This window comes from Kineococcus sp. R86509 (assembly GCF_042466365.1).
Classification (GTDB): Bacteria; Actinomycetota; Actinomycetes; order Actinomycetales; family Kineococcaceae; genus Kineococcus.
Genome location: NZ_JAXHCE010000001.1, coordinates 2876033 through 2902317 on the forward strand (window position 1 = coordinate 2876033; position 26285 = coordinate 2902317).

At 68.1% G+C, this 26285-nt stretch carries 16 protein-coding genes and 3 rRNA genes; 11 read left to right on the forward strand and 8 right to left on the reverse strand.

Annotation, left to right across the window (positions count from 1 at the left end):
• Nucleotide 1: 1 nt before the first annotated feature.
• Nucleotides 2-1216 (reverse strand): hypothetical protein, encoded by a 1215-nt coding sequence (locus tag SJY07_RS14180; protein ID WP_380159978.1) that lies wholly within the window; start codon nt 1214-1216, stop codon nt 2-4.
• Between the two features lie 121 nt (nt 1217-1337).
• Between SJY07_RS14180 and SJY07_RS14185 the strand changes: the two genes are divergently transcribed.
• Nucleotides 1338-2054, forward strand: coding sequence for a DsbA family oxidoreductase (locus SJY07_RS14185; RefSeq protein ID WP_380159980.1), 717 nt, complete (start codon nt 1338-1340; stop codon nt 2052-2054).
• Between the two features lie 84 nt (nt 2055-2138).
• On the opposite strand, the gene SJY07_RS14190 is transcribed toward SJY07_RS14185, so the two are convergent.
• Nucleotides 2139-2717 (reverse strand): TerD family protein, encoded by a 579-nt coding sequence (locus SJY07_RS14190; protein ID WP_328293591.1) that lies wholly within the window; start codon nt 2715-2717, stop codon nt 2139-2141.
• A 9-nt stretch (nt 2718-2726) separates the two neighbouring features.
• Nucleotides 2727-3347, reverse strand: a complete 621-nt coding sequence (locus SJY07_RS14195; protein ID WP_380159982.1) for a TetR/AcrR family transcriptional regulator C-terminal ligand-binding domain-containing protein — start codon at nt 3345-3347, stop codon at nt 2727-2729.
• Nucleotides 3348-3446: 99 nt separating this feature from the next.
• On the opposite strand from SJY07_RS14195, the gene SJY07_RS14200 reads away from it, so the two are divergent.
• The 5 genes from SJY07_RS14200 (at nt 3447) to SJY07_RS14220 (ending at nt 10056) form a co-directional block, all read left to right on the forward strand.
• On the forward strand, nt 3447-4700 hold the full coding sequence (locus SJY07_RS14200; RefSeq protein WP_380159984.1) for an MFS transporter: 1254 nt from the start codon (nt 3447-3449) through the stop codon (nt 4698-4700).
• A 61-nt stretch (nt 4701-4761) separates the two neighbouring features.
• Nucleotides 4762-5010: a BRCT domain-containing protein gene (locus tag SJY07_RS14205; protein WP_328293588.1), complete on the forward strand. Its 249-nt coding sequence runs from the start codon at nt 4762-4764 to the stop codon at nt 5008-5010.
• 139 nt (nt 5011-5149) lie between these two features.
• The gene (locus SJY07_RS14210; RefSeq protein WP_328293587.1) at nt 5150-6640 is read left to right on the forward strand and encodes an amino acid permease; all 1491 of its coding nucleotides are present in this window, start codon (nt 5150-5152) and stop codon (nt 6638-6640) included.
• 132 nt (nt 6641-6772) lie between these two features.
• Nucleotides 6773-8080: a multidrug effflux MFS transporter gene (locus tag SJY07_RS14215; RefSeq protein WP_380162325.1), complete on the forward strand. Its 1308-nt coding sequence runs from the start codon at nt 6773-6775 to the stop codon at nt 8078-8080.
• Nucleotides 8077-10056 (forward strand): M13-type metalloendopeptidase, encoded by a 1980-nt coding sequence (locus tag SJY07_RS14220; RefSeq protein WP_328293586.1) that lies wholly within the window; start codon nt 8077-8079, stop codon nt 10054-10056. Before SJY07_RS14215 ends, SJY07_RS14220 begins: the two co-directional genes overlap by 4 nt.
• 20 nt (nt 10057-10076) lie before the next feature.
• Here the strand turns inward: SJY07_RS14220 and SJY07_RS14225 are convergent, their stop codons facing one another.
• Together SJY07_RS14225 and SJY07_RS14230 are read right to left on the reverse strand one after the other, a co-directional pair.
• Entirely contained in the window at nt 10077-11654 is a 1578-nt protein-coding gene (locus SJY07_RS14225) for a diguanylate cyclase (protein WP_328293585.1), read from the reverse strand.
• A 119-nt stretch (nt 11655-11773) separates the two neighbouring features.
• The gene (locus SJY07_RS14230; RefSeq protein WP_380162327.1) at nt 11774-14416 is read right to left on the reverse strand and encodes a glucosidase; all 2643 of its coding nucleotides are present in this window, start codon (nt 14414-14416) and stop codon (nt 11774-11776) included.
• Nucleotides 14417-15046: 630 nt separating this feature from the next.
• On the opposite strand from SJY07_RS14230, the gene SJY07_RS14235 reads away from it, so the two are divergent.
• The 3 genes from SJY07_RS14235 (at nt 15047) to rrf (ending at nt 20716) form a co-directional block, all read left to right on the forward strand.
• Nucleotides 15047-16565: ribosomal RNA gene (locus tag SJY07_RS14235) — 16S ribosomal RNA — on the forward strand.
• A 672-nt stretch (nt 16566-17237) separates the two neighbouring features.
• Nucleotides 17238-20406, forward strand: a 23S ribosomal RNA gene (locus SJY07_RS14240).
• Nucleotides 20407-20599: 193 nt separating this feature from the next.
• Nucleotides 20600-20716: ribosomal RNA gene (gene rrf / locus SJY07_RS14245) — 5S ribosomal RNA — on the forward strand.
• Together the 16S, 23S and 5S rRNA genes form the textbook arrangement of a ribosomal RNA operon.
• Before the next feature lie 109 nt (nt 20717-20825).
• Here rrf and SJY07_RS14250 read toward each other — a convergent pair.
• Entirely contained in the window at nt 20826-21875 is a 1050-nt protein-coding gene (locus tag SJY07_RS14250) for an LLM class flavin-dependent oxidoreductase (RefSeq protein ID WP_380159987.1), read from the reverse strand.
• A 168-nt stretch (nt 21876-22043) separates the two neighbouring features.
• Between SJY07_RS14250 and SJY07_RS14255 the strand changes: the two genes are divergently transcribed.
• Both SJY07_RS14255 and SJY07_RS14260 read left to right on the forward strand, forming a co-directional pair.
• Nucleotides 22044-22325, forward strand: coding sequence for a hypothetical protein (locus tag SJY07_RS14255; protein ID WP_328293582.1), 282 nt, complete (start codon nt 22044-22046; stop codon nt 22323-22325).
• A gap of 131 nt (nt 22326-22456) precedes the next feature.
• Nucleotides 22457-23458 carry an ADP-ribosylglycohydrolase family protein gene (locus SJY07_RS14260; protein ID WP_328293581.1) on the forward strand — a complete coding sequence of 334 codons (1002 nt, stop codon included), beginning with the start codon at nt 22457-22459 and terminating at the stop codon, nt 23456-23458.
• 195 nt (nt 23459-23653) lie between these two features.
• On the opposite strand, the gene SJY07_RS14265 is transcribed toward SJY07_RS14260, so the two are convergent.
• Together SJY07_RS14265 and SJY07_RS14270 are read right to left on the reverse strand one after the other, a co-directional pair.
• The gene (locus tag SJY07_RS14265) at nt 23654-24001 is read right to left on the reverse strand and encodes a cupin domain-containing protein (RefSeq protein WP_380159990.1); all 348 of its coding nucleotides are present in this window, start codon (nt 23999-24001) and stop codon (nt 23654-23656) included.
• Nucleotides 24002-24063: 62 nt separating this feature from the next.
• Nucleotides 24064-26241, reverse strand: coding sequence for a glutamine synthetase III (locus tag SJY07_RS14270; RefSeq protein ID WP_380159992.1), 2178 nt, complete (start codon nt 26239-26241; stop codon nt 24064-24066).
• Nucleotides 26242-26285 lie beyond the last annotated feature (44 nt).

A 26285-nucleotide genomic window follows, 5' to 3' on the forward strand; every position in this document is an offset into this window, starting at 1 on the left:
CTCAGTCGCTGAGGTCGTAGACCGTCGTCGTACCGACGGTCATCGCCGTGTGCGCCGCGGCCGCCCACGCCACGACGTCCGACGTCGCCGCTGACGTCGACTCGTCGGGGACCAGCAGGTACCGCACCCGTCCGGTCGCCACGTAGGACTGGAACTGCGCCAGGCTCATCGCCGCGTCGCCGGTCTCGAGCGTCAGCACCGCGGTATCGCTGGCGAGTTCGAGTGCCGCCGCGTTCTGCCAGGGGCCGACCGTGGCCGCCGACCAGGTCGTGCCCGCGGCCTGGAGCAACGACGTCGTCGACGTGTCCGCCGGGATGGTCGACGCGTCGTGCGCCCGGGCGCCGGCGCCGAGACCCGCGGACAGCACCAGGGCCAGGACCAGCACGACCCGCGGAGCGCCCCGCCACCGTCGCCACAGCCACGTGCCACCGAGCGCGAGGGCCGTCGCGGCCAGCGGAGCCAGCACCCCGGCCCCTGGGCCGATCCACACCCCCGAGGAGACCGGCGGACCCCCCGGCCACCCGGGTGCGACGACGAACCAGACCCCGACGCAGGCCGCCGCCGTTCCGGTGAGGACGGCCACGTCGAGGACTGCCCGGCGCCGAGGCGTCCAGCGCAGGAGCAGGGTCCCCACGAGCAGCGCCACCCCGAGCGCAGCCCCCCACCCCCCGACGAGCACCGCGCCACCCCCGGCCAGTCCCGCGCCGAGCGACCAGCGGGCCGAGCCCCGGTGGCGGACGAGGGGGTACCCCGTGACGCCCAGCAGCAGCGCCGTCTGGGCCTCGTCCCCGGAGCGCAGCAGCAGGGCCAGCACCGCACCGGCCACCAGACCCGCTGAGGGACCGGCGATCCGCCGGACGGTCACGGTCAGGACCGCCACGGCCAGGACGGTCAGGACGGTCGCGAGCACGACGAGGTCCGCGGAGGCGGAGATCCGCAGCACCAGTCCGGAGAGCCATCCCGCCGCAGGCGCCCCGACGGAGGTCGCCGCCTGCGGGTCGAGGGTCCCGAAGAACCACGCCTTCCAGCTTTGCGAACCCGACCACGCGACGGCCCGGTCGAGCACGTCCAGGCGGTCCGGCCGGAGCGAACGGGTCACCACGGTCGCCGCGAGCAGGGCGAGCACCCCGGCCCGACCCCGCCGCGGTCGGGCGAGCGCTCGGGTGGCCACGGGAACGGGGATCTCCCGGGCGGCGAGCGCGGCGGCTGGGGTCATGCCTCCACGGTCCGCCGCCCACCGCGGTGTCACACCGGTGTTCCCCGTGCGGTCCCTGTGAGGCTGACCCGACCGGGTGGCGGCACGGAACAGTCCCGTCCCGCCGGAGGTTGCCCACGGCGTGAAGGTGGAGATCTGGTCCGACGTCGTGTGTCCCTGGTGCTACATCGGCAAGCGCCGCTTCGAGAGCGCGCTGCGCGTCTTCGAGCACCGCGAGGACGTCGAGGTGGAGTGGAGGTCCTTCGAGCTGGACCCCACGACGCAGTCGGTGACGACCCGCGCCGACGGACCCAGCGACGCCCACGCGCGCAAGCTGTCGGCCAAGATCGGCCGGCCGGTGGAGGAGGTGCGGGAACTCATCGCCCACGTCGACGCCGTGGCCGCCGCCGAAGGCCTGGAGTTCCACCAGGACGTCTCCGTCCCCGCGAACACCGTCAACGCCCACCAGTTGCTGCACCTGGCGCGCGAGCACGGTGTCCAGGACGCCGTGAAGGAACGCTTCCTGCACGCCAACTTCTCGGAGGGCGAGCCCCTCGGTGACGACGACACCCTGGTCCGCCTGGCCGCCGAGGCCGGCCTGGACGCGGCGGAGTCGCGCGCGGTGCTGGCCGAGGACCGCTACGTCGACGCCGTGCGCGCGGACGTCGCCGAGGCCCAGGCCCTCGGCGCCCGCGGGGTGCCGTTCTTCGTGATCGACCGCAAGTACGGCATCGCGGGCGCCCAGCCGACCGAGCAGTTCCTGCAGGTGCTGCAGCGGGCCTGGCAGGAGAGCCGCCCCCTCACCCTCGTCGGTGGCGACGACGCCGAGGCCTGCGGCCCCGAGGGCTGCGCGATCTGACGCGGGGCTCGCGGTGGGGGATCGTTGCCTCCCCGAGGACACTAGACGTCCTCGGGGAGGCAACGATCCCGCCGGGAACCCCCGTCAGGCGACGTCGACCCCGAAGTCCTGCGCGATCCCCCGCAGCCCGGAGGCGTACCCCTGCCCGACGGCGCGGAACTTCCACTCGCCGTTGTAGCGGTAGACCTCACCGAACACCATCGCGGTCTCGGTCGAGGCGTCCTCGGACAGGTCGTAGCGCACGACCTCGCTGCCGTCGGTCCGGTTGACCATGCGGATGAACGCGTTCATGACCTGACCGAAGCTCTGCCGGCGCGCCTCGGCGTCGTGGATCGAGACCGCGAAGACGATCTTGTCGACGTCCTGCGGCACGGAGTTCAGGTCGAGCTCGATGCTCTCGTCGTCGCCCTCACCCTCACCGGTCCGGTTGTCCCCGGTGTGGCGCACCGAGCCGTCGGGGCTGGCGAGCTGGTTGTAGAACACGAAGTGGGCGTCCGAGAGGACCTTCCCGTTCGGGCCGAGCAGCAGCGCGCTGGCGTCCAGGTCGAAGTCCATGCCGGTGGTGGTCCGCACGTCCCACCCGAGGCCGACGAGGGCCTCGTTCAGGTCCGGTGCCACCTTCGACAGCGAGACGTTTCCACCCTTGGCGAGAGTCACACCCATGGCGCGAACTTATCCGAGCCGGCTGGACACCGCCTGGGCGGCGCGGGGGGGAACGGTGAGACGTTCGACCAGCAGCTCGACCACGACGTCGACGGACGGGGCGGGCAGTCCGAACAGCGCCCGGAAGTAGATCGGCGCCACCAGGTGGTCGAGGACCCGCGTGGCGTTGGGAACCTCCTCGCCGCGCTGCGCCGCACGGTCCAGGATCTCCTCGGCCTGCGAGCTGCGACCGACCAGACAGGCCGAGCAGGCGGACTCGAACCCTTCCGGTGCACCGGAGCCGGCGCCCGGCGCCGGAGGATCCGCGGGTCCGGCGGCGACCGCGGCCCGCAGCAGGGCGAGTTCCGCCGGACGTCGCGACTCGGTGACCAGCGCGGTGGCCCAGGCGTGCAGGTCGCCCCGCAGGCTGCCGGTGTCGGGGACGGCCCCGCTGGTGCCGAAGCGGACGAGGGCGGTGTCGGCCAGCAGGGCGGGGACGTCACCCCACCGTCGGTACACGCTCGTCGCGTTGACCCCGGCGCGGGCGGCGACCTGGGGGATCGTCAACGGTTCGCCCTCGGCCAGCAGGTCGAGCACGGCCTGGTGGACGGCGGCCGTCACCTTGGCGCTGCGCCCTCCTGGACGCGTCATCGTTGGTGCCACGCGTCCACCCTAATGCAGTTCGCGTTGCCTTTGCGCACGGTGGGGAGTAGTTTCCCGAAGACACCTCCCCGAGTTCCTGGAGCACCCGTGTCCACCGACACCCCCACCCGGACGGGTTTCTCCGTCGTCACCGTCACGCTGGGCCTGCTCGTCGCCGCGAGTTCCGCGCCGTCCCCGATCTTCCCCGTCTACGAGGAACTGTGGGGGATCGGCGCCACCGCCGTCACCGTCGTCTTCGCGATCTACGCGGCCGCGCTGCTCGTCGCGCTGCTCACCGTCGGCTCGCTCTCCGACCACCTCGGCCGTCGCCGGGTCGTCCTGGTCGCGCTCGTCGGTGTCCTCGCCTCGATGCTGGTGTTCAGCCAGGCGGACTCCGTCGGCTGGCTCGTCCTCGGCCGCGTGGTGCAGGGGTTCTCCACCGGTTCCGCGATCGGCGCGCTGGGCGCCTGGTTGCTCGACCTCGCGGGTCCGGAGCGGGCCGCGACGGCGCAGCTGGTCAACGGGGCGACGCCACCCGTGGGCCTGATGGCCGGCGGCCTGGGCTCGGGCCTCCTCGTGCAGTTCGCACCGGCCCCCACCGAACTCGTCTACCTGGTGCTCGCCGGGCTGCTCGTCGTCGCGGCCGTCGGGATCGCTGTGACCGCCGACGTGGTCGACCGCGTCCCCGGCGCGCTGGCCTCGCTGCGACCCGTCGTCCGGTTGCCCGCCGCCTCGCGCGCAGCGTTCACGACCTACCTCCCCGGCTTCCTCGGCAGCTGGGGCCTGGGTGGGCTCTGCATGGGGCTGGGGCCCTCGGTCGTGGTCGGAGTCCTCGGGATCGCCAACCACGTCGCCGGCGGGCTCGTCGTCGCGGCCGTCGCCGGGGTGGGGGCGGCGACGGGGATCCTCACCCGTCACGTCGCCCCGGCCCGGGTCATGACGCTGGGCATGTCCGCGCTCGTCGTCGGGCCGGTCCTGCTCGCCCTCGGGGCCGACGCCGCCTCCACCCCGTGGTTCTTCGCCGGCGCCCTCGTCGCCGGGATCGGGTTCGGGGCCGGGTTCCAGGGTGCGCTGCGCGGGGTCCTCTCCACGGCTCCCGCCCACGAACGCGCCGGGGTCCTCGCCGCCGTCTACGTCGTGAGCTACCTGGTCTTCGGGGTCCCCGCCGTCGTCGCGGGTCTGCTGGCCCCGCACGTCGGCCTGACCGCCGTCGTCGACGGCTACGCGGTGCTCGTCGTCCTGGCCGGCCTCGCCGGCCTCGTCCTCGGCGGGGTCCAGCGCGCCCGCGGGACCGCGACCCTCCCGGCCCAGCGCCGTCGACAGGTGGCCCCGGACGACACCGGAGCCCCCTCGCAGTCCTGACCCGCCGCTACGGTGGAGCGGTGACGTCAAGCGAACGGTCCAACCTGTCGATCACGGACTCGTGACTCTCCACGCCGGTCAGCACATCGCCTTCAGCGGCCACTTCCTCGAACCCCGCGCGGCCCTCGCGGCCCGCGCCGAGGAAGCGGGGCTCCACGTCGACCCCGACGTCACCGAGCGCACGGACGTCCTCGTCGCCAACGACGCGGGGTCCGGTTCGTCGTCGGTCCGCGCGGCCATCGCCCACGGCATCCCGCTCCTGGACGAGTACTCCTTCGACGACCTGCTCAGCTCGGCCGTCGCCGGCTGACCCGTCCGCCCGAGGCGTGTCCGAGCACGCTCACCGCAGATGTGACACGCCCGAAACACCATGAGCATGCGCTCGTGACCCGGAAGTGGTTGCCTTCCCCAGTCCATCTCGCGATGTTGCACTGTGGAAGGGGACCCGCATGTCCGTCGAAAAGGACACCGGATCAGGGGTCGGCGTCCAGCGCGACTTCTCGCACGAGGACGGTGGGCTGCACAAGGGCCTGAAGAACCGTCAGCTCCAGATGATCGCCATCGGCGGCGCCATCGGCACGGGGCTCTTCCTGGGTGCGGGCGGTCGTCTCGTCACCGCCGGTCCCGGTCTCTTCATCATCTACGGGGTCTGCGGCTTCTTCGTCTTCCTCATGCTGCGGGCCCTCGGCGAGCTCGTCCTGCACCGGCCCTCGTCGGGCTCGTTCGTCTCCTACGCGCGTGAGTTCTACGGCGAGAAGGCCGCCTTCGTCGCCGGCTGGATGTACTGGTTCAACTGGGCCATGACCGCGATCGTCGACATCACCGCGATCGCGACGTACATGCACTACTGGCAGACGTTCTCCTCGGCGCCGCAGTGGCTGCTGGCCCTCATCGCCCTCGTCGTCGTCCTCAGCCTCAACCTCGTCTCGGTCAAGATCTTCGGCGAGATGGAGTTCTGGTTCGCGCTGATCAAGGTCGTCGCGCTGACCGCCTTCCTGCTCATCGGCATCGTCTTCCTCGCCGGTCGCTTCCCGATCGAGGGGCAGACCACGGGGCTCAGCGTCATCAGCGACAACGGTGGCTGGTTCCCCACCGGGGCCGTCCCGCTGATCGTCGTGATCTCCGGCGTGGTCTTCGCCTACGCCGCCGTCGAGCTCGTCGGCACCGCGGCCGGGGAGACGGAGAACCCCGAGAAGATCATGCCGCGGGCGATCAACACCGTCATCGTCCGCATCGTCGTCTTCTACTGCGGCTCGCTGATCCTGCTCGCGCTGCTGCTGCCCTACACCGCCTACTCCAAGGACACGAGCCCCTTCGTCACGTTCTTCTCCAAGATCGGCGTTCCCGGGGCCGGTGACGTCATGAACTTCGTCGTCCTGACCTCGGCGCTCTCCAGCCTCAACGCCGGGCTCTACTCCACCGGCCGCATCGTGCGGTCGATGGCGCAGAACGGCTCCGCGCCGAAGTTCGCGGCCAAGCTCAACAAGGGCGGGGTCCCCTTCGGCGGCATCGCCATCACCGGGGTCGTCGCGGTGCTCGGCGTCGTCCTCAACGCCGTCGCCCCGGGCCGGGCCTTCGAGATCGTCCTCAACGCCTCCGCGCTGGGCATCATCGCCAGCTGGGGCACGATCGTGCTCTGCCAGATGCGGCTGCACTCCTGGGCCAAGAAGGGGATCGTCACCCGCCCCGACTACCGCCTCTTCGGCGCCCCGTACACCGGCTACGCGGTGCTGGTCTTCCTCGTCGCCGTCCTCGGGATCATGGCCTACGACAAGGACAGCCGCCCCACGGTCTACGCCCTCGGCGTGATCATCCCGCTGCTGGTCGTCGGCTGGTTCTCCGTGCGCAAGCGCGTCCTGGCCGCGGCCGAGGAGCGCATGGGCTACACCGGTGAGTTCCCGGTCAAGGCCAACCGACCGGGCGACGGCGGCAAGAAGTAGGGACCTCGCCCCGGAACGAACAGGACGCCGTCGCCCCCCGCGCCTTACGCTGCGGGGGACGGCGGCGTCCTGCTGCGTCCTGCCCGCCCGGCGCTGTGCGGTGCACCCTCGACGAGGCCCCCTGAGGACACCCTGCGCATGACCGCGCCCACCACCCGGCCCACCACCAGGCCCGCCCCCGCGCGCGCCACCCCCCGCACCCCCTCCACGTTCGGACTCGTCGTCCTCCTCGGCGCCATGGCCGCCCTCGGTGCGGTGACGATCGACCTCTACCTCCCGTCGCTGCCCGAGGTGGCGATCGACCTCGGCACCACCGAGGCGCGCACCCAGCTGACGATCACCGGGGTCCTCGTCGGCTCCGCGCTCGGCCAGCTCGTCGTCGGCCCGCTCTCCGACGCGTTCGGTCGCCGGAAGCCCGCCGCCGTCGGGTTCTGCGTCTACGTCGTCGCCACCCTGCTCTGCGCGATCGCGCCGAACCTGCCCACCCTCGTCGCCTTCCGGGTCCTGTCCGGCGTCGGCGCCTCGGCCGGGGCGGTCATCGGCATGGCTGTGATCCGCGACCTCTTCGTCGGACCCGCCGCGGCGCGGCTGCAGTCCCGCCTCGTCCTCGTCATCGGCGTGGCCCCGCTCTTCGCCCCCACCGTCGGGGGCGCGATCGCCGCCCACACGGGCTGGCGTCCGGTGCTGGCGCTGCTCTCCGTCGCCGGTCTCGCGGTCCTCCTCGCCGTGTGGCTCCGACTCCCCGAGACCCGCCCCGAGCTCACCGACACCCCCGCCCAGGCCCTCGCCGAGGACGAGCGCGCCCCCGTCACCCCGCCGCGGCGCGGCCGGGTCCGGCGCACCTTCACCGGTTACGGCGTCCTGCTGCGCGACCGCCGGTTCCTGGCCTTCGCGGCCATGCCCGGGCTCGCGCTGGCCACGATCATGGCCTACGTCTCGACCTCGCCCTTCGTCCTCAAGGACGGGTTCGGCCTCTCGAGCACCGGGTTCGCGCTCTTCTTCGCGGTCAACGGCACGGCCCTCATCGGCGGCACGCAGCTCAACGCGGGCCTCGTCGAACGCTTCGGCTCGGCGAAGCTGCTCCGCGTCGGCGTGCTCGCCGCCCTCGTCTTCGGTCTCGCGCTGACGGTGTCGCTGCTCTCGGGCACCGACCAGCTGCTGCTCTTCGCCGTGCCGCTCTACCTGCTGCTGCTCGCGCTCGGCCTGATCATGCCCAACGCCGTGACCCTCGGCCTGGAGCCCTACGGCGACAGCGCAGGGGCCGCGGCGGCGCTGGTGACCGCCCTGCAGTCCGGCATCGGCGGACTCGTCGGGGTCCTCGTGGGTGTCCTCGGTGGCGACGAGCACGCCATGGGTCTCGTCGTCGGGGCCGCCGTCGTCCTCAACGTGGCCCTCCTGCTCTCGGTCTCCCGGAGGATCCGCCCTAGTGTGAGGTCATGAGTTCGATCACGGACGCCCAGCCCGCGGGCAGCGACGTCGACCCCTCGGTCCGACCCCAGGACGACCTCTTCCGGCACGTCAACGGCCACTGGCTGGCGACGACCGAGATCCCGGACGACCGCGCCGTCGACGGCGCCTTCGTCCGCCTCCGCGACGAGTCCGAGGCCGAGTGCCGCGCCATCGTCGAGGCCGCCGCAGCGGCGGCCGCAACCGGTGAGGCCGAGGCGGGCAGCGTCCAGCAGAAGATCGGCGACCTCTACGCCAGCTTCATGGACACCGAACGCATCGAGGCCCTCGGCGCCACCCCGCTGGACCCGGAGCTCGCCGCGGTCGACGCCATCACCGACCACGCCGACCTGGTCCGCCGGCTGGGCGCCTTCGAGCGCTCCGGCGTCGGTGGCCCGTTCGCCTACTGGGTGGACACCGACAACGCGAAGTCCGACGAGTACGTCGTCTACCTCACCCAGTCCGGTCTCGGCCTGCCCGACGAGTCGTACTACCGCGAGGAGCAGTACGCGGCGATCCGCGAGGCCTACCTCGGCCACGTGGAGCGCATCCTCACCCTCGGCCACCGTCCCGACCCGGCCGGTTCCGCCCAGCGCATCCTCGCCCTGGAGACGGAGATCGCGAGCCACCACTGGGACCGCGTGAAGAACCGCGACGCGAACGCGACCTACAACAAGGTCGACCGCGCGGGCCTCGAGGCGCTGCTGCCCGGCATCGACCTGGCCGGCTGGCTCGAGGCCGCGCAGCTGCCCGACTCCGCCTTCGCCCAGGTCGTCGTCCGCCAGCCCAGCTACCTCACCGGCCTGGCCGAGGTCCTCCTCGCGACGCCGGTCGAGACCTGGCGCGAGTGGCTCGGCTGGCGCATCCTGCACGGCGGCGCGGTCTTCCTCTCCTCCGACTTCGTCGACGAGAACTTCGCCTTCTACGGCACGACCCTGACCGGTGCCCCGCAGCTGCGCGAGCGCTGGAAGCGCGGCGTCGGGCTCGTCGAGGGCAACCTGGGCGAGGCGCTGGGCGAGCTCTACGTCGCCGAGCACTTCCCGCCCGCCGCGAAGGCCCGGATGGAGGAGCTCGTCGCGAACCTGGTCGAGGCCTACCGCCTCGACATCGAGGCCCTGGACTGGATGACCCGGGAGACGAAGGACCGGGCGCTGGAGAAGCTCGGCCAGTTCACCCCCAAGATCGGCCACCCCGACACCTGGCGCGACTACGCGAAGCTGACCGTGGACCGCCACGACCTGCTGGGCAACGTCCGTCGCGCCTTCGCCTTCGAGGTCGAACGCGAGCTCGCCAAGCTCGGCTCCCCGGTGGACCGCAGCGAGTGGTTCATGACCCCGCAGACGGTCAACGCCTACTACAACCCGGGCATGAACGAGATCGTCTTCCCCGCGGCCATCCTCCGACCGCCGTTCTTCTCCCTCGAGGCCGACGACGCCGAGAACTACGGCGGCATCGGTGCGGTCATCGGTCACGAGATCGGTCACGGCTTCGACGACCAGGGCTCCAAGTACGACGGTCTGGGCAACCTCAACGACTGGTGGACCGACGCGGACCGCGAGGAGTTCGGCAAGCGCACGGACGCCCTCGTCGCGCAGTTCGACGCCCTCGAGCCGCCGGAGACCCCCGGCAAGAAGGTCAACGGCTCGCTGACGGTGGGCGAGAACATCGGCGACCTCGGCGGGCTGACGATCGCCCACAAGGCCTACGAGATCGCCCTGGAGGGCGAGCCCGCGCCGGTCGTCGACGGCCTCAACGGCTCCCAGCGGCTCTTCTTCGGGTGGGCCAAGGTGTGGTGCGGCAAGGTGCGCCCCGCCGAGGTCGAACGTCGCCTCGCCGTGGACCCGCACTCCCCGCCGGAGTTCCGCTGCAACGCCGTGGTGAAGAACCTCGTCGAGTTCCACGAGGCCTTCGACACCCAGCCCGGTGACGGGCTCTGGCTGGACCCGGCGGAACGCGTCCGGATCTGGTGAGCGGCAGGGCCTGAGGGGGTTCAGTCGGCGAGCGCGACCTGGTCGCGCCCGCCCTCCTTCGCCTCGTAGAGGGCGCGGTCGGCGCGCAGCAGCAGTTCGTCGGGCGTGCTCCCGTGGTCGGGGCTGGTGGCGACCCCCGCGCTGATCGTCACCCGCAGCCCCTCGACCGCGAAGGGGATCTCCGCGCACGCGCGACGCAGCGCCTCGGCCCGCGCGCGGGCCGAGGCGGTGTCGAGCTGGGGGAGGATCACGACGAACTCCTCACCGCCGTAGCGGACGAGGTCCTCCGGCCGGGCGTGCCCGCCCAGCGCGCGGGCCACCGCGACGAGGACGTCGTCCCCGACGGCGTGGCCGTAGGTGTCGTTGATGGCCTTGAAGTGGTCGACGTCGAGCAGCACCAGCGACAGCGGCTGCCCTGCGGTCGCGGCGAGGTCGAGCCGGGTCGTGAGGTCGTCGACGAAGCGCCGCCGGTTGCGCAGCCCCGTGAGCGGGTCCTTGGCGGCTTCCTCGGCGAGGTCGGCCTGCAGCTTCTCGATGGTGGCGACCTGGGCGCGCAGGGTCTCGTTGGCCTCCTGCAGCGCCCGGGCCGCGGCCAGCTGCTCGGTCACGTCCCGGGCGACGACGACGCGGCCCAGCGCGTTGCCCCGGTGGTCGCGGATCCAGCGGGTGCGGACGTCGATCTGCACACCGCTCGCCAGGGCCACGACGCTCTGCCCCTCACCGTCGCCGACGGCTCGCACGAGCACCGGGTCGACGGTCTCCCCGAACGGTCGCCCGACGACGGCGGCCTGCGATGGGCACCCCTCCCCGGCCAGCATCGCGCGGCCGGCGACGTTCACGTCCACGAGGCGCAGGCGAGCGTCGACGACGTAGACCGCGTCGGACACGGTGTCCACGACGAGCGAGCGGGCGACGGGGACCAGCCGCAGCAGGTCCTGGTGCAGCACCGCGTAGGCGAAGAGGACCCCCGTCACGGCGAACGCGACCGGGGTGATGTCGACGTCGAGGCGGGCGAAGGGGGTGAAGACGACGGTGAGGTTCGCCGCGAACGGCGCGGCGATGGCGACGAGCATCGTGCTGGCCTGCCGGCGCAGCAGCCCGCTCGTGGTGCGCCGCAGGTGCCAGATGGTGAGGGCGGCCGAGACGATGACGAGGTAGCTGTACCCGGTGTGCACCCAGAACAGCGGGCCCGCGGTCGTGCTGAGCCGTTCCGGGTCCCCGACGTGCGTGACGCTGGCGTGGAACCAGTGCGTCCACGGGTCCAGGGCGACCGTGATGACCAGCAGCACCGGCTCGACGCACAGCAGCAGCGTCCGCCGTCGCCGGAACGGACGTCCGGTGACGGCGTCGACGAAGAGCCGGAGGCTGAGCACGGTGCCGGCGACGGCCGCGAACTGCGGGACGACGAGCAGGTCCAGCCACGGTCGCGGCGTCCCGCTGTTCATCAGGACGACCACCACGCCCCAGGCGGTGACGGAGGCGAGGGCTCCGGTCAGCGGGAGCGCGGCCGGTGTCTCGTCCCGTCGGCGGAACGTCAGGATGCCCGTCGCCGCCGTGATGACCGCGGCGAAGGCGACCAGCAGCGCGAGGGGTGCCATCGACGCCCGGTCCTCCCGGATTCAGCCCGACCTCGGTGGCCGGTGCCTTCCAAGAGTGGCATCGACCGCCGACTTCCGGGAGCGCAGCCGCCGACCGGGTGGTGCTGCTCGCAAGGACCTCAGCGACTCGGGGGGTTCGGCGGCAGCCGGGGGTGCAGCAGGTGGGCGACGAGCGCGGTCCACCCGGTCTGGTGGGTGGCCCCGAGCCCTTCACCGGTGTCCCCGTCGAAGTACTCGTTGAACGAGATGTGCTCCTGCCACAGCGGGTCCTGGGTGGCCTCGATGCGTCCGCCGTCGGCCGGGCGCCTGCCCTCCACGGGCCGGAACAGCGAGACCAGGCTGTCGTCGATGAGGTCGGCCGCCTGGACGAGGTTGATCTGGTTGCCGGAGCCCTTGGGCACCTCGACCGTGAGGTCGTCGCCGTAGAACCGTCCGAGCGTGCGCAGCTTGTCCGCCAGCAGCACGTTGACCGGGAACCAGATCGGTCCCCGCCAGTTGGAGTTGCCGCCGAACAGTCCGGTACGGGACTCCCCGGGTTCGTAGGTGATCGACGACGTCTGCCCCTCCAACGACGTGGTGATCTCCTGCTTGACCGCGGCGGAGAGGGATCGGATGCCGTAGGCGGAGAGGAACTGGTCCTCGTCGAACATCCGGTCGAGCAGGCGGACCAGGCGCGGCTTGTCCACGAGCGAGAGCAGCATCCGCCGTCCCTCGGGGGTCGAGCGGGTCAGCAGCGGGAGCGTGAGGTCGGGGCGACGTTTCTGCAGCCACCGCAGCCGGGCCGTGAGGTCGGGAGTCTCCTCGGCGATCCAGGCCGGGACGTCGGTCGCGCCCAGGATCGGCAGCAGCCCGACCATCGACGGGACGCGCATGGGCTCGACGGCGCCGTCCGGGTGCAGCAGGACGTCGTAGAAGAAGCCGTCCTCCTCGTCCCACAGCGACACGTCGTGGGAACCGAACGACGTCATCGCCTGGGCGATGGAGAGGAAGTGCTCGAGGAACTTCGTCGCCGCGTCCTCCCAGGCGGGGTCGTGCCGGGACAGCTCGAGGGCGATCTTGAACATCTGCTGGCAGTAGAACGCCATCCAGCTCGTCGCGTCGGACTGCTCCAGGCGGTACCCCGGGGGGAGCTTCGCACTGCGGTCGAAGAGGCCGATGTTGTCCATCCCGAGGAAGCCGCCCTCGAAGAGGTTCGACCCGCTGGAGTCCTTGCGGTTGACCCACCACGAGAAGTTCAGCAGCAGCTTGGTGAAGACCCGGACGAGGAAGCCCTGGTCGCGGTAGCCGTCGAGCCGGTACACGTGCCAGGCCGCCCAGGCGTGCACGGGGGGGTTGACGTCGCCGAAGGCCCACTCGTAGGCGGGGAGCTGGCCGTTGGGGTGCATCGACCACTCGCGGCACATCAGGACGAGCTGCTCCTTGGCGAACTCGGGGTCGACGTGCGCGAGCGGGATGACGTGGAAGGCGAGGTCCCACGCGGCGAACCACGGGTACTCCCACTCGTCCGGCATCGAGATGACGTCGGCGAGCGAGAGGTGCGACCAGCTGGTGTTGCGCGCCCCCCGCTGCTTGCGTGAGTCCGGCGCGGGTTCGGTCTCGGGGTCGCCGTTCAGCCACTGCCGCACGTCGTAGCGGTAGAGCTGCTTGGTCCACAGGAGCCCTGCGTACGCGCGCCGGGCGATGTGGCGGTCGGAGTCGCTCAGGTCGGGGTGGATGACGGTGCCGTAGAACTCGTCGGCTTCGCGCTGCCGGTCCTGCACGACCGCGTCGAAGCCGGCGCCGAAGGTGCTCAGTCCGGGGGCGTTGGGTGACAGGCGAAGTCTCATTTCGACGGTCTCGCCCGGCGCCACGCTGTCGAAGCTGTACCAGAACGCGGCCTTGGTCCCCGTGTGCCGGGGGTTCACCGCGTCCAGCTCCCCTCGGACGATGCGCCGGTCGATGCCGTCCTTGGTGAACGCGGTCGGGTTGTGGTCGGCTCCGAAGAGGTCGACGAGGTTCGTCTCGTTGTCGCAGAAGAGCACCTCGGGGCTGCCCTCGGCGGAGACGTGGTAGCGACCGAGGTGCCCGTGCTCGCACTCGACGTCCTCGAGCCCGCCGACGGCGAGCGTCGGCGGCAGCACCTGGGTCATCGTCCCGCGGCGACGGTCCCAGCCCCACGTCCAGGTGTTGCGGAACCACACCTGGGGGATCAGGTCGAGCGGGGCGGCCTCCGGTCCGTGGTTGGTCGCCTGGACGACCATGCAGAGGTCGTCGGGGCCGGCCTTGGCGTAGGTGACCGTCACGTCGAAGAAGCGGTTCTCGTCCAGGACGCCGGTGTCCCCGAGTTCGTACTCCCGCTCGTCGCGTCCGCGCCGTCCGTTCTCCTCGCGCAACTGCTGGTAGGGGAACTCGGCCTGCGGGTAGCGGTAGAGCCACTTCATCCAGCTGTGCGACGGCGTCCCGTCGAGGGACCACCAGTACTCCTTGGCGTCCTCCCCGTGGTTGCCTTCGCCGTTGGTGAGGCCGAACAGCCGTTCCTTGAGGATCGGGTCCTTGCGGTTCCACAGGGCGACGCCGAGGTTGAGGAACCCGAAGCGGTCGCAGACCGCTCCCAGACCGTCCTCGCCCCAGCGGTACGCACGTGCCCGGGCCTGGTCGAACGTGAAGGCCGACCAGGCGTCGGCGTTGTCGGAGTAGTCCTCGCGGACAGTGCCCCACTGCCGGCCGGAGACGTAAGGCCCCCACAGACGCCAGGGACCGTCCGCACCGGGCGATTCCGCCATCCGCGCGTGCTCCGCGCTCCGGTGTTCAGGGGCCTGCTCGTGGGACTCAGTGGCCTCGCTCACCCCGACAGTCTGGCAACAGATCACCGACGAGGGGGACCGGAGTGTGGGAAGCGAAGGAAGTCGTTGCGCCACAGCACATCACCCCGGACAGACGTGGGCGATTTGCCTTGCCGTCACCCACCCGTCTAATGTTCCTCATGTCGCCACGAGCAACGGGGCGGCCGCTGAGGGTCACAAGCTCACAGAGGCCGGACTGAGGCTCTAGCGGCGCCGGAAGCCTTGATGGTGACTAGGTTGCTGTTTGGCCTGGTTGGTGGTTAAGGTGGGAAAGTTGCCCCTCTTCGGGTGGCCCTCTGTGTGGGGGTTGTTGCGGGTGGGTGCGTCCGGTTCTTGAGAACTCAACAGTGTGCCAAAAATGTTGATGCCATATATGTATCAACCCCCAATCAGCTGTCACTGCGCTGCGTTTTCTGCGTGGGTGGGTGATGGTTTGGGGTTCCTTTGGGATTGATCTCCGCCTCTTTCACGCCAGTGGGGGGTGGGGTTTTCGAGTCCAAGGGTCAACTATGAAGTGCTAAAGATCTTGGCTGTGCTGCTGCTTTTGGTGGTGGTGTGGTCGTAGGTTTTTCGACGGAGAGTTTGATCCTGGCTCAGGACGAACGCTGGCGGCGTGCTTAACACATGCAAGTCGAACGGTGAAGCCCTTCGGGGTGGATCAGTGGCGAACGGGTGAGTAACACGTGAGCAACCTGCCCCTGGCTCTGGGACAACCACTGGAAACGGTGGCTAATACCGGATACGACCTGCCTCGGCATCGAGTGTGGGTGGAAAGTTTTTCGGCTGGGGATGGGCTCGCGGCCTATCAGCTTGTTGGTGGGGTAATGGCCTACCAAGGCGACGACGGGTAGCCGGCCTGAGAGGGCGACCGGCCACACTGGGACTGAGACACGGCCCAGACTCCTACGGGAGGCAGCAGTGGGGAATATTGCACAATGGGCGAAAGCCTGATGCAGCGACGCCGCGTGAGGGATGACGGCCTTCGGGTTGTAAACCTCTTTCAGCTCCGAAGAAGCGAAAGTGACGGTAGGAGCAGAAGAAGCACCGGCTAACTACGTGCCAGCAGCCGCGGTAATACGTAGGGTGCAAGCGTTGTCCGGAATTATTGGGCGTAAAGAGCTCGTAGGCGGTGTGTCGCGTCTGCTGTGAAAACTCAGGGCTCAACTCTGAGCTTGCAGTGGGTACGGGCACACTAGAGTGCTGTAGGGGAGACTGGAATTCCTGGTGTAGCGGTGAAATGCGCAGATATCAGGAGGAACACCGGTGGCGAAGGCGGGTCTCTGGGCAGTTACTGACGCTGAGGAGCGAAAGCATGGGGAGCGAACAGGATTAGATACCCTGGTAGTCCATGCCGTAAACGTTGGGCGCTAGGTGTGGGGTCCATTCCACGGATTCCGTGCCGCAGCTAACGCATTAAGCGCCCCGCCTGGGGAGTACGGCCGCAAGGCTAAAACTCAAAGGAATTGACGGGGGCCCGCACAAGCGGCGGAGCATGCGGATTAATTCGATGCAACGCGAAGAACCTTACCAAGGCTTGACATGCGCGGTGGAATCCCAGAGATGGGGTGTCATTTAGTTGGTCGCGTACAGGTGGTGCATGGTTGTCGTCAGCTCGTGTCGTGAGATGTTGGGTTAAGTCCCGCAACGAGCGCAACCCTCGTTCCATGTTGCCAGCACGTTATGGTGGGGACTCATGGGAGACTGCCGGGGTCAACTCGGAGGAAGGTGGGGATGACGTCAAATCATCATGCCCCTTATGTCTTGGGCTTCACGCATGCTACAATGGCCAGTACAGAGGGCTGCGATACCGTGAGGTGGAGCGAATCCCAAAAAGCTGGTCTCAGTTCGGATCGGGGTCTGCAACTCGACCCCGTGAAGTCGGAGTCGCTAGTAATCGCAGATCAGCAACGCTGCGGTGAATACGTTCCCGGGCCTTGTACACACCGCCCGTCACGTCATGAAAGTCGGTAACACCCGAAGCCGGTGGCCCAACCCGTAAGGGGGGGAGCTGTCGAAGGTGGGACTGGCGATTGGGACGAAGTCGTAACAAGGTAGCCGTACCGGAAGGTGCGGCTGGATCACCTCCTTTCTAAGGAGCATCAACCCCGTCACTGAGTTGAATCTCAGGTCTCAGGCCTCCTTCGTGGGGTATGAGGTGTGGTGGGGATGGGCCAGTTTCGTCGGCGTATGTTCGGCGGCTGGTGCTCAAGGGTGGAACATCAACACGGCACTTCTGGATGCTCATCATCTGTCAGTACCTCGAGTTTTGCTCGGGTGGAACGCGGTGGTGGGGGTCGGGGAGTGTCTGGCGCACTGTTGGGTCCTGAGGGACCGGCCGGCAGCTACGTACTACTCTTCTTGGGACTTCGTGTCTGGAGAGGGTGGTGGGTGGGTGTGGTTGGTGTCTTGGTCTGGGCCTGCCCTGATCGTTCACATCGGTTCGTGTCTCTGCTTTCGGGTGGGGTTGCGGGTGTCTGGTGTCGGTCTCTACGGGGTGGGTGCGGGTTGTCTGTTGAGAACTGCACAGTGGACGCGAGCATCAAGTAGCGCTCCTTCATCTTTGGGTGAGGGGCGTGAAAGTAGTGATGTTCGTCGAGTGATAATCCTCTGATGAGCGGGCTGTCATCTCACTTCGGTGGGTGGTGGTCCGTACTGTCTTTGTGGTTTGGGTTTTTATTGCAGTTTCGCCTTGACCTGCATGTCTGCTCTGCTGCTGTTGTCCTGCTTTCGGGTGGGTTGGTGGTGGTGGGTGGTGTGTGGTGGTCAAGTGTGTAAGGGCGCATGGTGGATGCCTTGGCATCAGGAGCCGATGAAGGACGTGGGAGCCTGCGATAAGCCTCGGGGAGTTGGCAACCGAATGTTGATCCGAGGGTGTCCGAATGGGGAAACCCGGCCGTCGTCATGGGCGGTCACCCGCACCTGAATGTATAGGGTGTGTGGAGGGAACGTGGGGAAGTGAAACATCTCAGTACCCACAGGAAGAGAAAACAAATAGTGATTCCGTGAGTAGTGGCGAGCGAAAGCGGATGAGGCTAAACCAGTTCCGTGTGATACCTGGTAGGGGTTGCGGGGTTGGGGTTGTGGGAGTGTTCTGGACTGGGCTACCACCTGGTCGGGGAGTGAGAAAGTCGTGGTGTAGCCGAAGGGCCTGGGATGGTCCGGCGTAGTGGGTGAGACCCCCGTAGGCGAAACATTGCGGCCTCCTTGGGAGCATGTCCCGAGTAGCACGGGGCTCGTGGAATCTCGTGTGAATCTGCCAGGACCACCTGGTAAGCCTAAATACTTCCTGATGACCGATAGCGGACAAGTACCGTGAGGGAATGGTGAAAAGCACCCCGGGAGGGGAGTGAAATAGTACCTGAAACCGTGTGCCTACAATCCGTCGGAGCAGGCTTGTACCTGTGACGGCGTGCCTTTTGAAGAATGAGCCTGCGAGTTAGTGGTGCGTGGCGAGGTTAACCCGTGTGGGGTAGCCGTAGCGAAAGCGAGTCCGAATAGGGCGTCCTATAGTCGCGTGCTCTAGACCCGAAGCGGAGTGATCTACCCATGGCCAGGTTGAAGCGCGGGTAAGACCGCGTGGAGGACCGAACCCACCAGGGTTGAAAACCTGGGGGATGAGCTGTGGGTAGGGGTGAAAGGCCAATCAAACTCCGTGATAGCTGGTTCTCCCCGAAATGCATTTAGGTGCAGCGTCACGTGTTTCTTGCCGGAGGTAGAGCTACTGGATGGCTAATGGGCCCCACCGGGTTACTGACGTCAGCCAAACTCCGAATGCCGGTAAGTGAGAGCGTGGCAGTGAGACTGCGGGGGATAAGCTTCGTAGTCGAGAGGGAAACAGCCCAGATCATCAGCTAAGGCCCCTAAGCGTGTGCTAAGTGGGAAAGGATGTGGAGTTGCGCAGACAACCAGGAGGTTGGCTTAGAAGCAGCCACCCTTGAAAGAGTGCGTAATAGCTCACTGGTCAAGTGATTCCGCGCCGACAATGTAGCGGGGCTCAAGTACACCGCCGAAGCTGTGGCATTCACATATTAATCTCTCTCAATCAGGTCTGCTGTCCTTGTGGTGGTGGGTGGTGGTTGTGGGCAGGTGTGTGGATGGGTAGGGGAGCGTCGTGTGTGGGGTGAAGCAGCCTGGTGATGGGTTGTGGACTGCACGCGAGTGAGAATGCAGGCATGAGTAGCGAATGACGGGTGAGAAACCCGTCCGCCGATTGACCAAGGGTTCCAGGGCTAGGTTCATCCGCCCTGGGTAAGTCGGGACCTAAGGCGAGGCCGACAGGCGTAGTCGATGGACAACGGGTTGATATTCCCGTACCGGCGTAGAACCGTCCATGGTGAGGCCGGGGATGCTAAGCACCCTAAGCCGTCACTGCCTTCGGGTGGTGGTTGGTGGAGCGTGTGATCCGATCCGGTAGTAGTCAAGCGTATTAACAGGGGTGACGCAGGAGGGTAGCTTCCGCGTGGCGATGGTTGTCCACGTCCAAGGGTGTAGGGCGAGGTGTTGGTAAATCCGCACTTCTGACTTCAATGTCGTGTCTGAGACCTGATGGTGACCCTTTCGGGGGGAAGTAGGGTGATCCCATGCTGCCTAGAAAAGCCTCGGCGCGAGGTTCGAGCCGCCCGTACCCTAAACCGACTCAGGTGGTCAGGTAGAGAATACCGAGGCGTTCGAGTGAATCGTGGTTAAGGAACTCGGCAAAATGCCCCCGTAACTTCGGGAGAAGGGGGGCCTGAGACGTGAAGCTCCTTGCGGGCTAGCGTTTGAGGGCCGCAGAGACCAGGGGGAAGCGACTGTTTACTAAAAACACAGGTCCGTGCGAAGTCGCAAGACGATGTATACGGACTGACGCCTGCCCGGTGCTGGAACGTTAAGGGGACCGGTTACCCACGCAAGTGGGGACGCTGAGAACTTAAGCGCCAGTAAACGGCGGTGGTAACTATAACCATCCTAAGGTAGCGAAATTCCTTGTCGGGTAAGTTCCGACCTGCACGAATGGCGTAACGACTTCCCCGCTGTCTCAACCGCGAACTCGGCGAAATTGCACTACGAGTAAAGATGCTCGTTACGCGCAGCAGGACGGAAAGACCCCGGGACCTTCACTATAGTTTGGTATTGGTGTTCGGGACGGCTTGTGTAGGATAGGTGGGAGACTGTGAAGCGGTCACGCTAGTGATGGTGGAGTCATCGTTGAAATACCACTCTGGTCGTTCTGGATGTCTAACTTCGGTCCGTGATCCGGATCAGGGACAGTGCCTGATGGGTAGTTTAACTGGGGCGGTTGCCTCCTAAAGAGTAACGGAGGCGCCCAAAGGTTCCCTCAGCCTGGTTGGCAATCAGGTGTTGAGTGTAAGTGCACAAGGGAGCTTGACTGTGAGACCGACAGGTCGAGCAGGGACGAAAGTCGGGACTAGTGATCCGGCCGTGGAGTGTGGAATCGCGGTCGCTCAACGGATAAAAGGTACCCCGGGGATAACAGGCTGATCTTGCCCAAGAGTCCATATCGACGGCATGGTTTGGCACCTCGATGTCGGCTCGTCGCATCCTGGGGCTGGAGTAGGTCCCAAGGGTTGGGCTGTTCGCCCATTAAAGCGGTACGCGAGCTGGGTTTAGAACGTCGTGAGACAGTTCGGTCCCTATCCGCTGCGCGCGTTGGAAACTTGAGAAGGGCTGTCCCTAGTACGAGAGGACCGGGACGGACGAACCTCTGGTGTGCCAGTTGTTCCGCCAGGAGCATGGCTGGTTGGCTACGTTCGGAAGGGATAACCGCTGAAGGCATCTAAGCGGGAAGCCTGCTTCGAGATGAGGTTTCCGTGCCCTGTTGAAGGGGTGGGAGGCTCCCTGTAGATCACGGGGTTGATAGGCCGGGTGTGGAAGCAGCGACGAGAGAGCTGTGGAGCTGACCGGTACTAATAAGCCGATCACTTGTCTACCACGCACCAGCTGCCGCCACTTGATGAGTGGTGGGTTGGTGGGTCGGGGCGAGTGTGATAACAATCCAACTAACGATTTCACTGCTGTTGTGGTGTTCGCGTCCATTGTGTGGTTCTCGGGAGAGAACTCGAACACACGCTCCAGTCCCATTCGTGGGGGTGGGGGGGTGTGGTTTGATCCTGGCCTTTGTGGTCCGGTGGTCATAGCGGTGGGGAAACGCCCGGTCTCATTCCGAACCCGGAAGCTAAGCCCACCTGCGCCGATGGTACTGCTCGGGAGACTGGGTGGGAGAGTAGGTCACCGCCGGCCACTCACTCTTTGAAGTGAGATGTGTGGGGAGCAGCCCGTAAGGGTTGCTCCCCACACGTGTTTCCGGGTGTAGTTGCGTCCTTCCCGCGATGTCGTGGGGGGAGGTTGTTCAGCGTGTGGGGGTCCACCCGAGGTGGGGGGCGACGTGCTCGGCGACGGCGCGCAGCACGCGCTGGTGGACGTCGAGGGAACCTTCCGCGGGGAGCACGATGACGAGACCGTCCGTCTCCTCCGTGACCTCGTCGGCGAGCAGGCTCTCGACGATGCTCTCCGGGTCTCCGCTGAGGATCGAGCTGAACCGCACGGGAAAGGGCGACGGCTCCTTGGGCAGACCGTCTTCGGTCATCCCGGAGGTGTACCCCTCGATGAACGTCCGGTGGTCCTCGGCGTCCCGACGGTCGAGGAAGGGCAGCACGATGCGTCCTGCCGAGACCCGCGGAGAGCGCCGGCCTGAGTGGCCCGCGTCGGCGAAGGCCTTGCGGTAGCTGCGGACCTGTCGTGCCTGCACGACGTCGAAGGGTTCACCGGTCTCTTCGCTGTTCAGGGTGGAGACCTGCAGGTCGAAGCCCTGCGCACCGGCGCGCACGGCTGTCCGCTCGCTGCCGGCGCCGTACCAGAGCCGTTCCGACAACCCGGCGGCGTGCGGTGTGCTGAGCATGTCCCCGCCCGCCGGAGTGCCCATGTACTGGGCGGCCGCCTGGGCGATGGGCTCGCCGCTGATCGCACGGCGCAGCACGTCGATGCGGTGCTGGGCCTCCCCGGCGAAACCTCGCTCCGAGGCGCCGTGGATGGGGTCGAGCGCAGCGGCGAGCGGCGGGATCCCGTTGCTCAACCCGAGTTCGAGACGGCCTCCGCTGAGGAGGTCGACCGTCGAGGCGTCCTCGGCCAGCCGCAGCGGATCCTCGTAGCGCATCGGAACGACACCGGTGCCCAGGTGGATCCGTCGCGTCACCTGCGAAGCCGCCGCGAAGAACGTCATCGGCGAGGACAGGAACGGCTCGTGGTGCCGGACGCGGACCCACGCCGAGTCGTACCCGAGGTCTTCCGCGAACCGGATGAGTGACAGGCCGTCCTGGAGCGCTCCTGCGGGGCCGCCGGAGCCACCGTCCGCGACGAACGTCAGGAACCCGAGCTCGAGCCGTCGGCCGTTGCGGGACATCTCGCCTCCAAAGTGTTTGAGGCTTTAACTATACCTCGTCCCGCAGGTGCGGGAGCCTCTGAGACATCGGCGCCCCAGGCGGCCCGCTTGATCGGTGCCTGTGGACGAGTCGACGCCTCCCCGCCCGCCTGCCGGTAGCGTCCCGACCTCACCGGTGGAGGAGGAAGCATGCAGTTCGGCGTTGCGACCGAGGAGCTCGAACAGTCGGCGGCGACGTTGCGCGCGGACGCCGACGACGTCGGCACCCTCCTGGGATCGTTGGAGGCGGCAGGTGCAGGCGCGGACGACTGGGTCGTCGGCCGGGCGCAGCGTGCGGCCCGAGCCTTCTTCGACACCCTGGCCCAGGCCGCCCGAGGCGCCGACAGCGGGCTGCGCGAACTCGGGAACCGTGCCGCGTCCGGAGCCGGTGAGTACGACTCCGTGGAGGGGCGCCTGTTCGCACGACCGTGAGAACGCGTCAGCCAACCGGGTGGTTCGAGGGTTCAACGCTTGATGCGGCTCTCCGGAAGGCCGAACTCCTTGTCGTGGAAGAAGGACGACATGCCGCCCCGGGGATGCCCCCGACAGCGCACAGCCCTGTCGTGGGACGGCGCGTTCGCGGGCTGCTGCACGGTCTCGCCGTCGGTGAGGCCATCGGGTCGGGAGTCTCGACGAGAGGTGTCCTGCGCCACGGGGTCGCTACCCAGCTGGCCTGCTTCACCGCCGCCGCGAGCATCCGCACCTCTCTGCGCCGGTCGGTGACCGGAGCGGCCGACCCCCGGGCCGACCTGCTCGCCGCCTACCGTCGGTGGGCGCGGGTCTGGTCCGCACCCGGACGTTCGAGCACCACCGGTGTCGCCTGGCTCGAGGAGGTTCCCCTCCTCGCCCAGTCCGCTGGTGACCCGGGGGACACCGTCCGTGGACTGGCCACCGGTTCCGGGGGGACCCGCCTCGACCCCGTGACGACGGCAGACGGATGGCACTCGCTCGCCCGCGCGTTGCCGCTCGCGGCGCAGGTCGCTCGCGACCCCGCTCAGGCGGTGGACACCGCGATCGACTCCGCTGCCCTCACCCACGGACCCCGGACCTTCGCCCCGACCGGGCTCGCCGTCCTGCTCGCGGGAGCGGCGCTGCGCACGGGCGACGCCGTGGAAGCGGTCGGCGAGGGGATCAGCGCAGCGATCATGCAGGGCATCGACTTCACCGCCGTCTCGGTGGTCGACGACGCCGTCCGGGCAGCTCGGGAGACCCCGGCGTCCCCGCTCGTCCTGCGGGCCGCTGCGGGCGACGGGAGTTCGTCGTCGACGCTGTGGGGAGCGGTGTACTGCCTGCTCAGCCACCCCGAGGTGACAGGTGCCCGTGCCGCCCTCGCCCTGGCGGCCGCAGCACCCCACCCGGTGGCGGTCTCCACGGTCACCGGTGCCCTGGTGGGAGCGGTCCACGGTGAGACCGCCCTCCCGCAGACCGTCCTCACCCGCATCGACCTCGCCTACGTCATCGACCGGTTGGCCCGGGACCTGGTGCGGGAGAACACGTCCAACCCCGACGGCAGCTGGGGCGCAGCCAGCGACCCGACGTGGCGCGCCCGCTACGGGATCAGCTGAACCCGATCCCGGGGACGCCGAGCGAGTGACTGCCCGACCGTGCTGAACTGCCCTCCGGTCGAGACGGGGCTCGACTGCCGGACACGGGAAGTCGACCGGTGGGGATCGCGATCGCGGGCATCGCTACCGAGACCAGCACTGCACCCGCCTCGAGGACTTCCACGTCGATGCGCTGACCCGGTGGTCCTCCGTTCGTCACCGGCCGAGGAGGTAGACCTTCCGGAGGGTCTCGCTGACCGTCCACGTGGTGCGGCTCCCGGCGGTCAGCCGGCCGACGGTCCCGGGAGCGAGCACGAGGGGTGCGGCGACACCCTCGATCGCGACCTCGGCGCGTCCGGCGACGACGACGAACACCTCGTCGGTCTCGACGTCGTGCATCGTGCCCGTGGTCATCTCCCACACCCCGAGTTCCACCCCTCCCACCGTCCCGAGGTCGAGGGAACCCGTGGTGGGTGATCCGTCGACGACCTGTTCGGCACCCAGGGCGGAGTTCTCCAGCACGAGTTCTCGAGTGTCCAGGGCGCTGCCCGCGGGGAGTTCCACGGTGCGAGCGTAGACGGGCGCGCGAGCGCCTGGCCGGAGCAGTTCCGGCCAGGCGCTCGCGGTCAGCGGATGAAGAGCATCTCCTGGTAGGTCGCGAGCGGCCAGAGGTCGTCGGCGACGAGGGTCTCGAGTTCGTCGGCGGCCTCGCGGACGGCGGCCATCGCCGGGAGCAGGACGTCCTTGGCGTGCATCGCGGCCTCGACCGGTGTGTGGCCGGCCTCCTCGAAGGCGACGGCCTTCAGGGTGACGAGGGCCGTGCGCAGCGCGGTGATGGGCGTCGTGACCGCCTGCAGCAGCGAGGCGTCCGCCTCGACCCCGGCGGCCGTGAGCGCGGCGACGTTCTGGGCGAGCTGCGTCTGGTAGCGGATCGCGGCGGGCAGGATGCTCGTCCCCGCGACCTCGACGGTCAGCTTCGCCTCGACAGCGATGGCGAGCTCGTACTGCTCGACGGCGATCTCGTAGCGCGAGTGCATCTCGCGCTCGGAGAAGATGCCGTACCTGCTGAACAGCTCCACGGCCTCGTCCGAGATCAGTTCGGGCAGGGCGTCCATCGTCGTGCGCAGGTTCTTCAGACCGCGCGCCTCGGCCTCGGTCTGCCAGTCGTCGGAGTACCCGTCACCGTTGAACACGACCGCGCCGTGGTCGGTGATGATCTGCTCGAGGACCTTCTGCACGGCGTGGTTGAAGTCCTCGCCGGCCGCGACCCGCTCCTCGAGGTCGGTCGCGATGAAGTCCAGCGCCTCCGTCACGATCGTGTTGATGGTGTAGACCGGCGAGGAGATCGACTGCATCGAACCCGGTGCGCGGAACTCGAAGCGGTTGCCGGTGAAGGCGAACGGGCTGGTGCGGTTGCGGTCGCCCGGGTCGGTCGGCAGCACGGGCAGGGTGTCCACGCCGATCGTCATGGTGCCCTTCTCCTTGGAGGAGGTGGCACCGCCCTTGGCGACCTGGTCGAAGACGTCGGCGAGCTGCTCGCCCAGGAAGATCGAGATGATCGCCGGCGGGGCCTCGTTGGCGCCGAGCCGGTGGTCGTTGGTCGCCGAGGCGACCGAGGCGCGCAGCAGGCCGCCGTACTTGTGGACGGCGCGGATGATCGCGGCGCAGAACACCAGGAACTGCGCGTTCTCGTGCGGCGTGTCACCGGGCAGCAGCAGGTTGCCGACGGTGGAGGAGCCGAACGAGAAGTTCACGTGCTTGCCGGACCCGTTGACGCCGACGAACGGCTTCTCGTGGAAGAGCAGTTCCATGCCGTGCTCGCGCGCGACGCGCTTCATGGTGACCATGAGCAGCTGCTGGTGGTCGGCGGCGAGGTTGGACCGCTCGAACATCGGCGCGATCTCGAACTGGCCGGGCGCGACCTCGTTGTGCCGGGTCTTGGCGGGGATCCCGACCTTGAAGAGCTCACGCTCGGCGTGGAGCATGAACGCCAGCACGCGGTCGGGGATGGCGCCGAAGTAGTGGTCGTCGAACTCCTGGCCCTTCGGCGGCTTCGCGCCGAACAGCGTCCGTCCCGCGTTCAGCAGGTCGGGGCGGGACAGGAAGAAGTGCCGGTCGATGAGGAAGTACTCCTGCTCCGGGCCGGCGTAGGAGACGATCGTGCCCGGGTCGTCGTGACCGAACAGCCGCAGCACGCGGGCGGCCTGGGTGGCCATCGCCTGCTGCGAACGCAGCAGCGGGGTCTTGTGGTCCAGTGCCTCACCGGTCATCGAGACGAACACCGTCGGGATGCACAACGTGTTCCCGTTGGGGTTCTCCAGCACGTAGGCGGGGCTGGTGACGTCCCACCCGGTGTACCCGCGGGCCTCGAACGTCGAGCGCAGACCGCCGTTGGGGAAGCTCGAGGCGTCCGGTTCGCCCTGGACGAGCGTCTTGCCGGCGAACTCGGCGATCGAGCCGCCGTCGTCGTCGGGCTCGAAGAAGCTGTCGTGCTTCTCGGCGGTGGAGTGCGTCAACGGGTAGAAGACGTGCGCGTAGTGCGTCGCGCCCTTCTCCAGCGCCCAGTCCTTCATCGCCGAGGCGACGGCGTCGGCGATCGCCGGGTCGAGGGGCATCTGCTTCTCGATGGTCGCCATGACCGACTTGAAGACCGCCTTCGGCAGCCGCTTCTGCATGACGGCCTTGCTGAAGACGTTCTGGCCGAAGACCTCGCCCGGCGCCTCGGCCGCGATGAGGCTCGGGGTGGGGGCTTCGAAGGCGATGACCGCGTCGATCGCTCGGAGTCGTGCTGCGCTGCCGCTCATGGAGGGCTCCAGTTGCTCGCCTCGGACCGTGCGGACCCAGAGGA

Coding starts and splice junctions, on each gene's coding strand:
- SJY07_RS14230 (WP_380162327.1), bottom strand. CDS start 14,416: ATGGCGGAATCGCCCGGTGCGGACGGTCCCTGGCGTCTGTGGGGGCCT.
- SJY07_RS14250 (WP_380159987.1), bottom strand. CDS start 21,875: ATGTCCCGCAACGGCCGACGGCTCGAGCTCGGGTTCCTGACGTTCGTC.
- SJY07_RS14225 (WP_328293585.1), bottom strand. CDS start 11,654: ATGGCACCCCTCGCGCTGCTGGTCGCCTTCGCCGCGGTCATCACGGCG.
- SJY07_RS14270 (WP_380159992.1), bottom strand. CDS start 26,241: ATGAGCGGCAGCGCAGCACGACTCCGAGCGATCGACGCGGTCATCGCC.
- SJY07_RS14190 (WP_328293591.1), bottom strand. CDS start 2,717: ATGGGTGTGACTCTCGCCAAGGGTGGAAACGTCTCGCTGTCGAAGGTG.
- SJY07_RS14255 (WP_328293582.1), top strand. CDS start 22,044: ATGCAGTTCGGCGTTGCGACCGAGGAGCTCGAACAGTCGGCGGCGACG.
- SJY07_RS14180 (WP_380159978.1), bottom strand. CDS start 1,216: ATGACCCCAGCCGCCGCGCTCGCCGCCCGGGAGATCCCCGTTCCCGTG.
- SJY07_RS14210 (WP_328293587.1), top strand. CDS start 5,150: ATGTCCGTCGAAAAGGACACCGGATCAGGGGTCGGCGTCCAGCGCGAC.
- SJY07_RS14220 (WP_328293586.1), top strand. CDS start 8,077: ATGAGTTCGATCACGGACGCCCAGCCCGCGGGCAGCGACGTCGACCCC.
- SJY07_RS14195 (WP_380159982.1), bottom strand. CDS start 3,347: ATGACGCGTCCAGGAGGGCGCAGCGCCAAGGTGACGGCCGCCGTCCAC.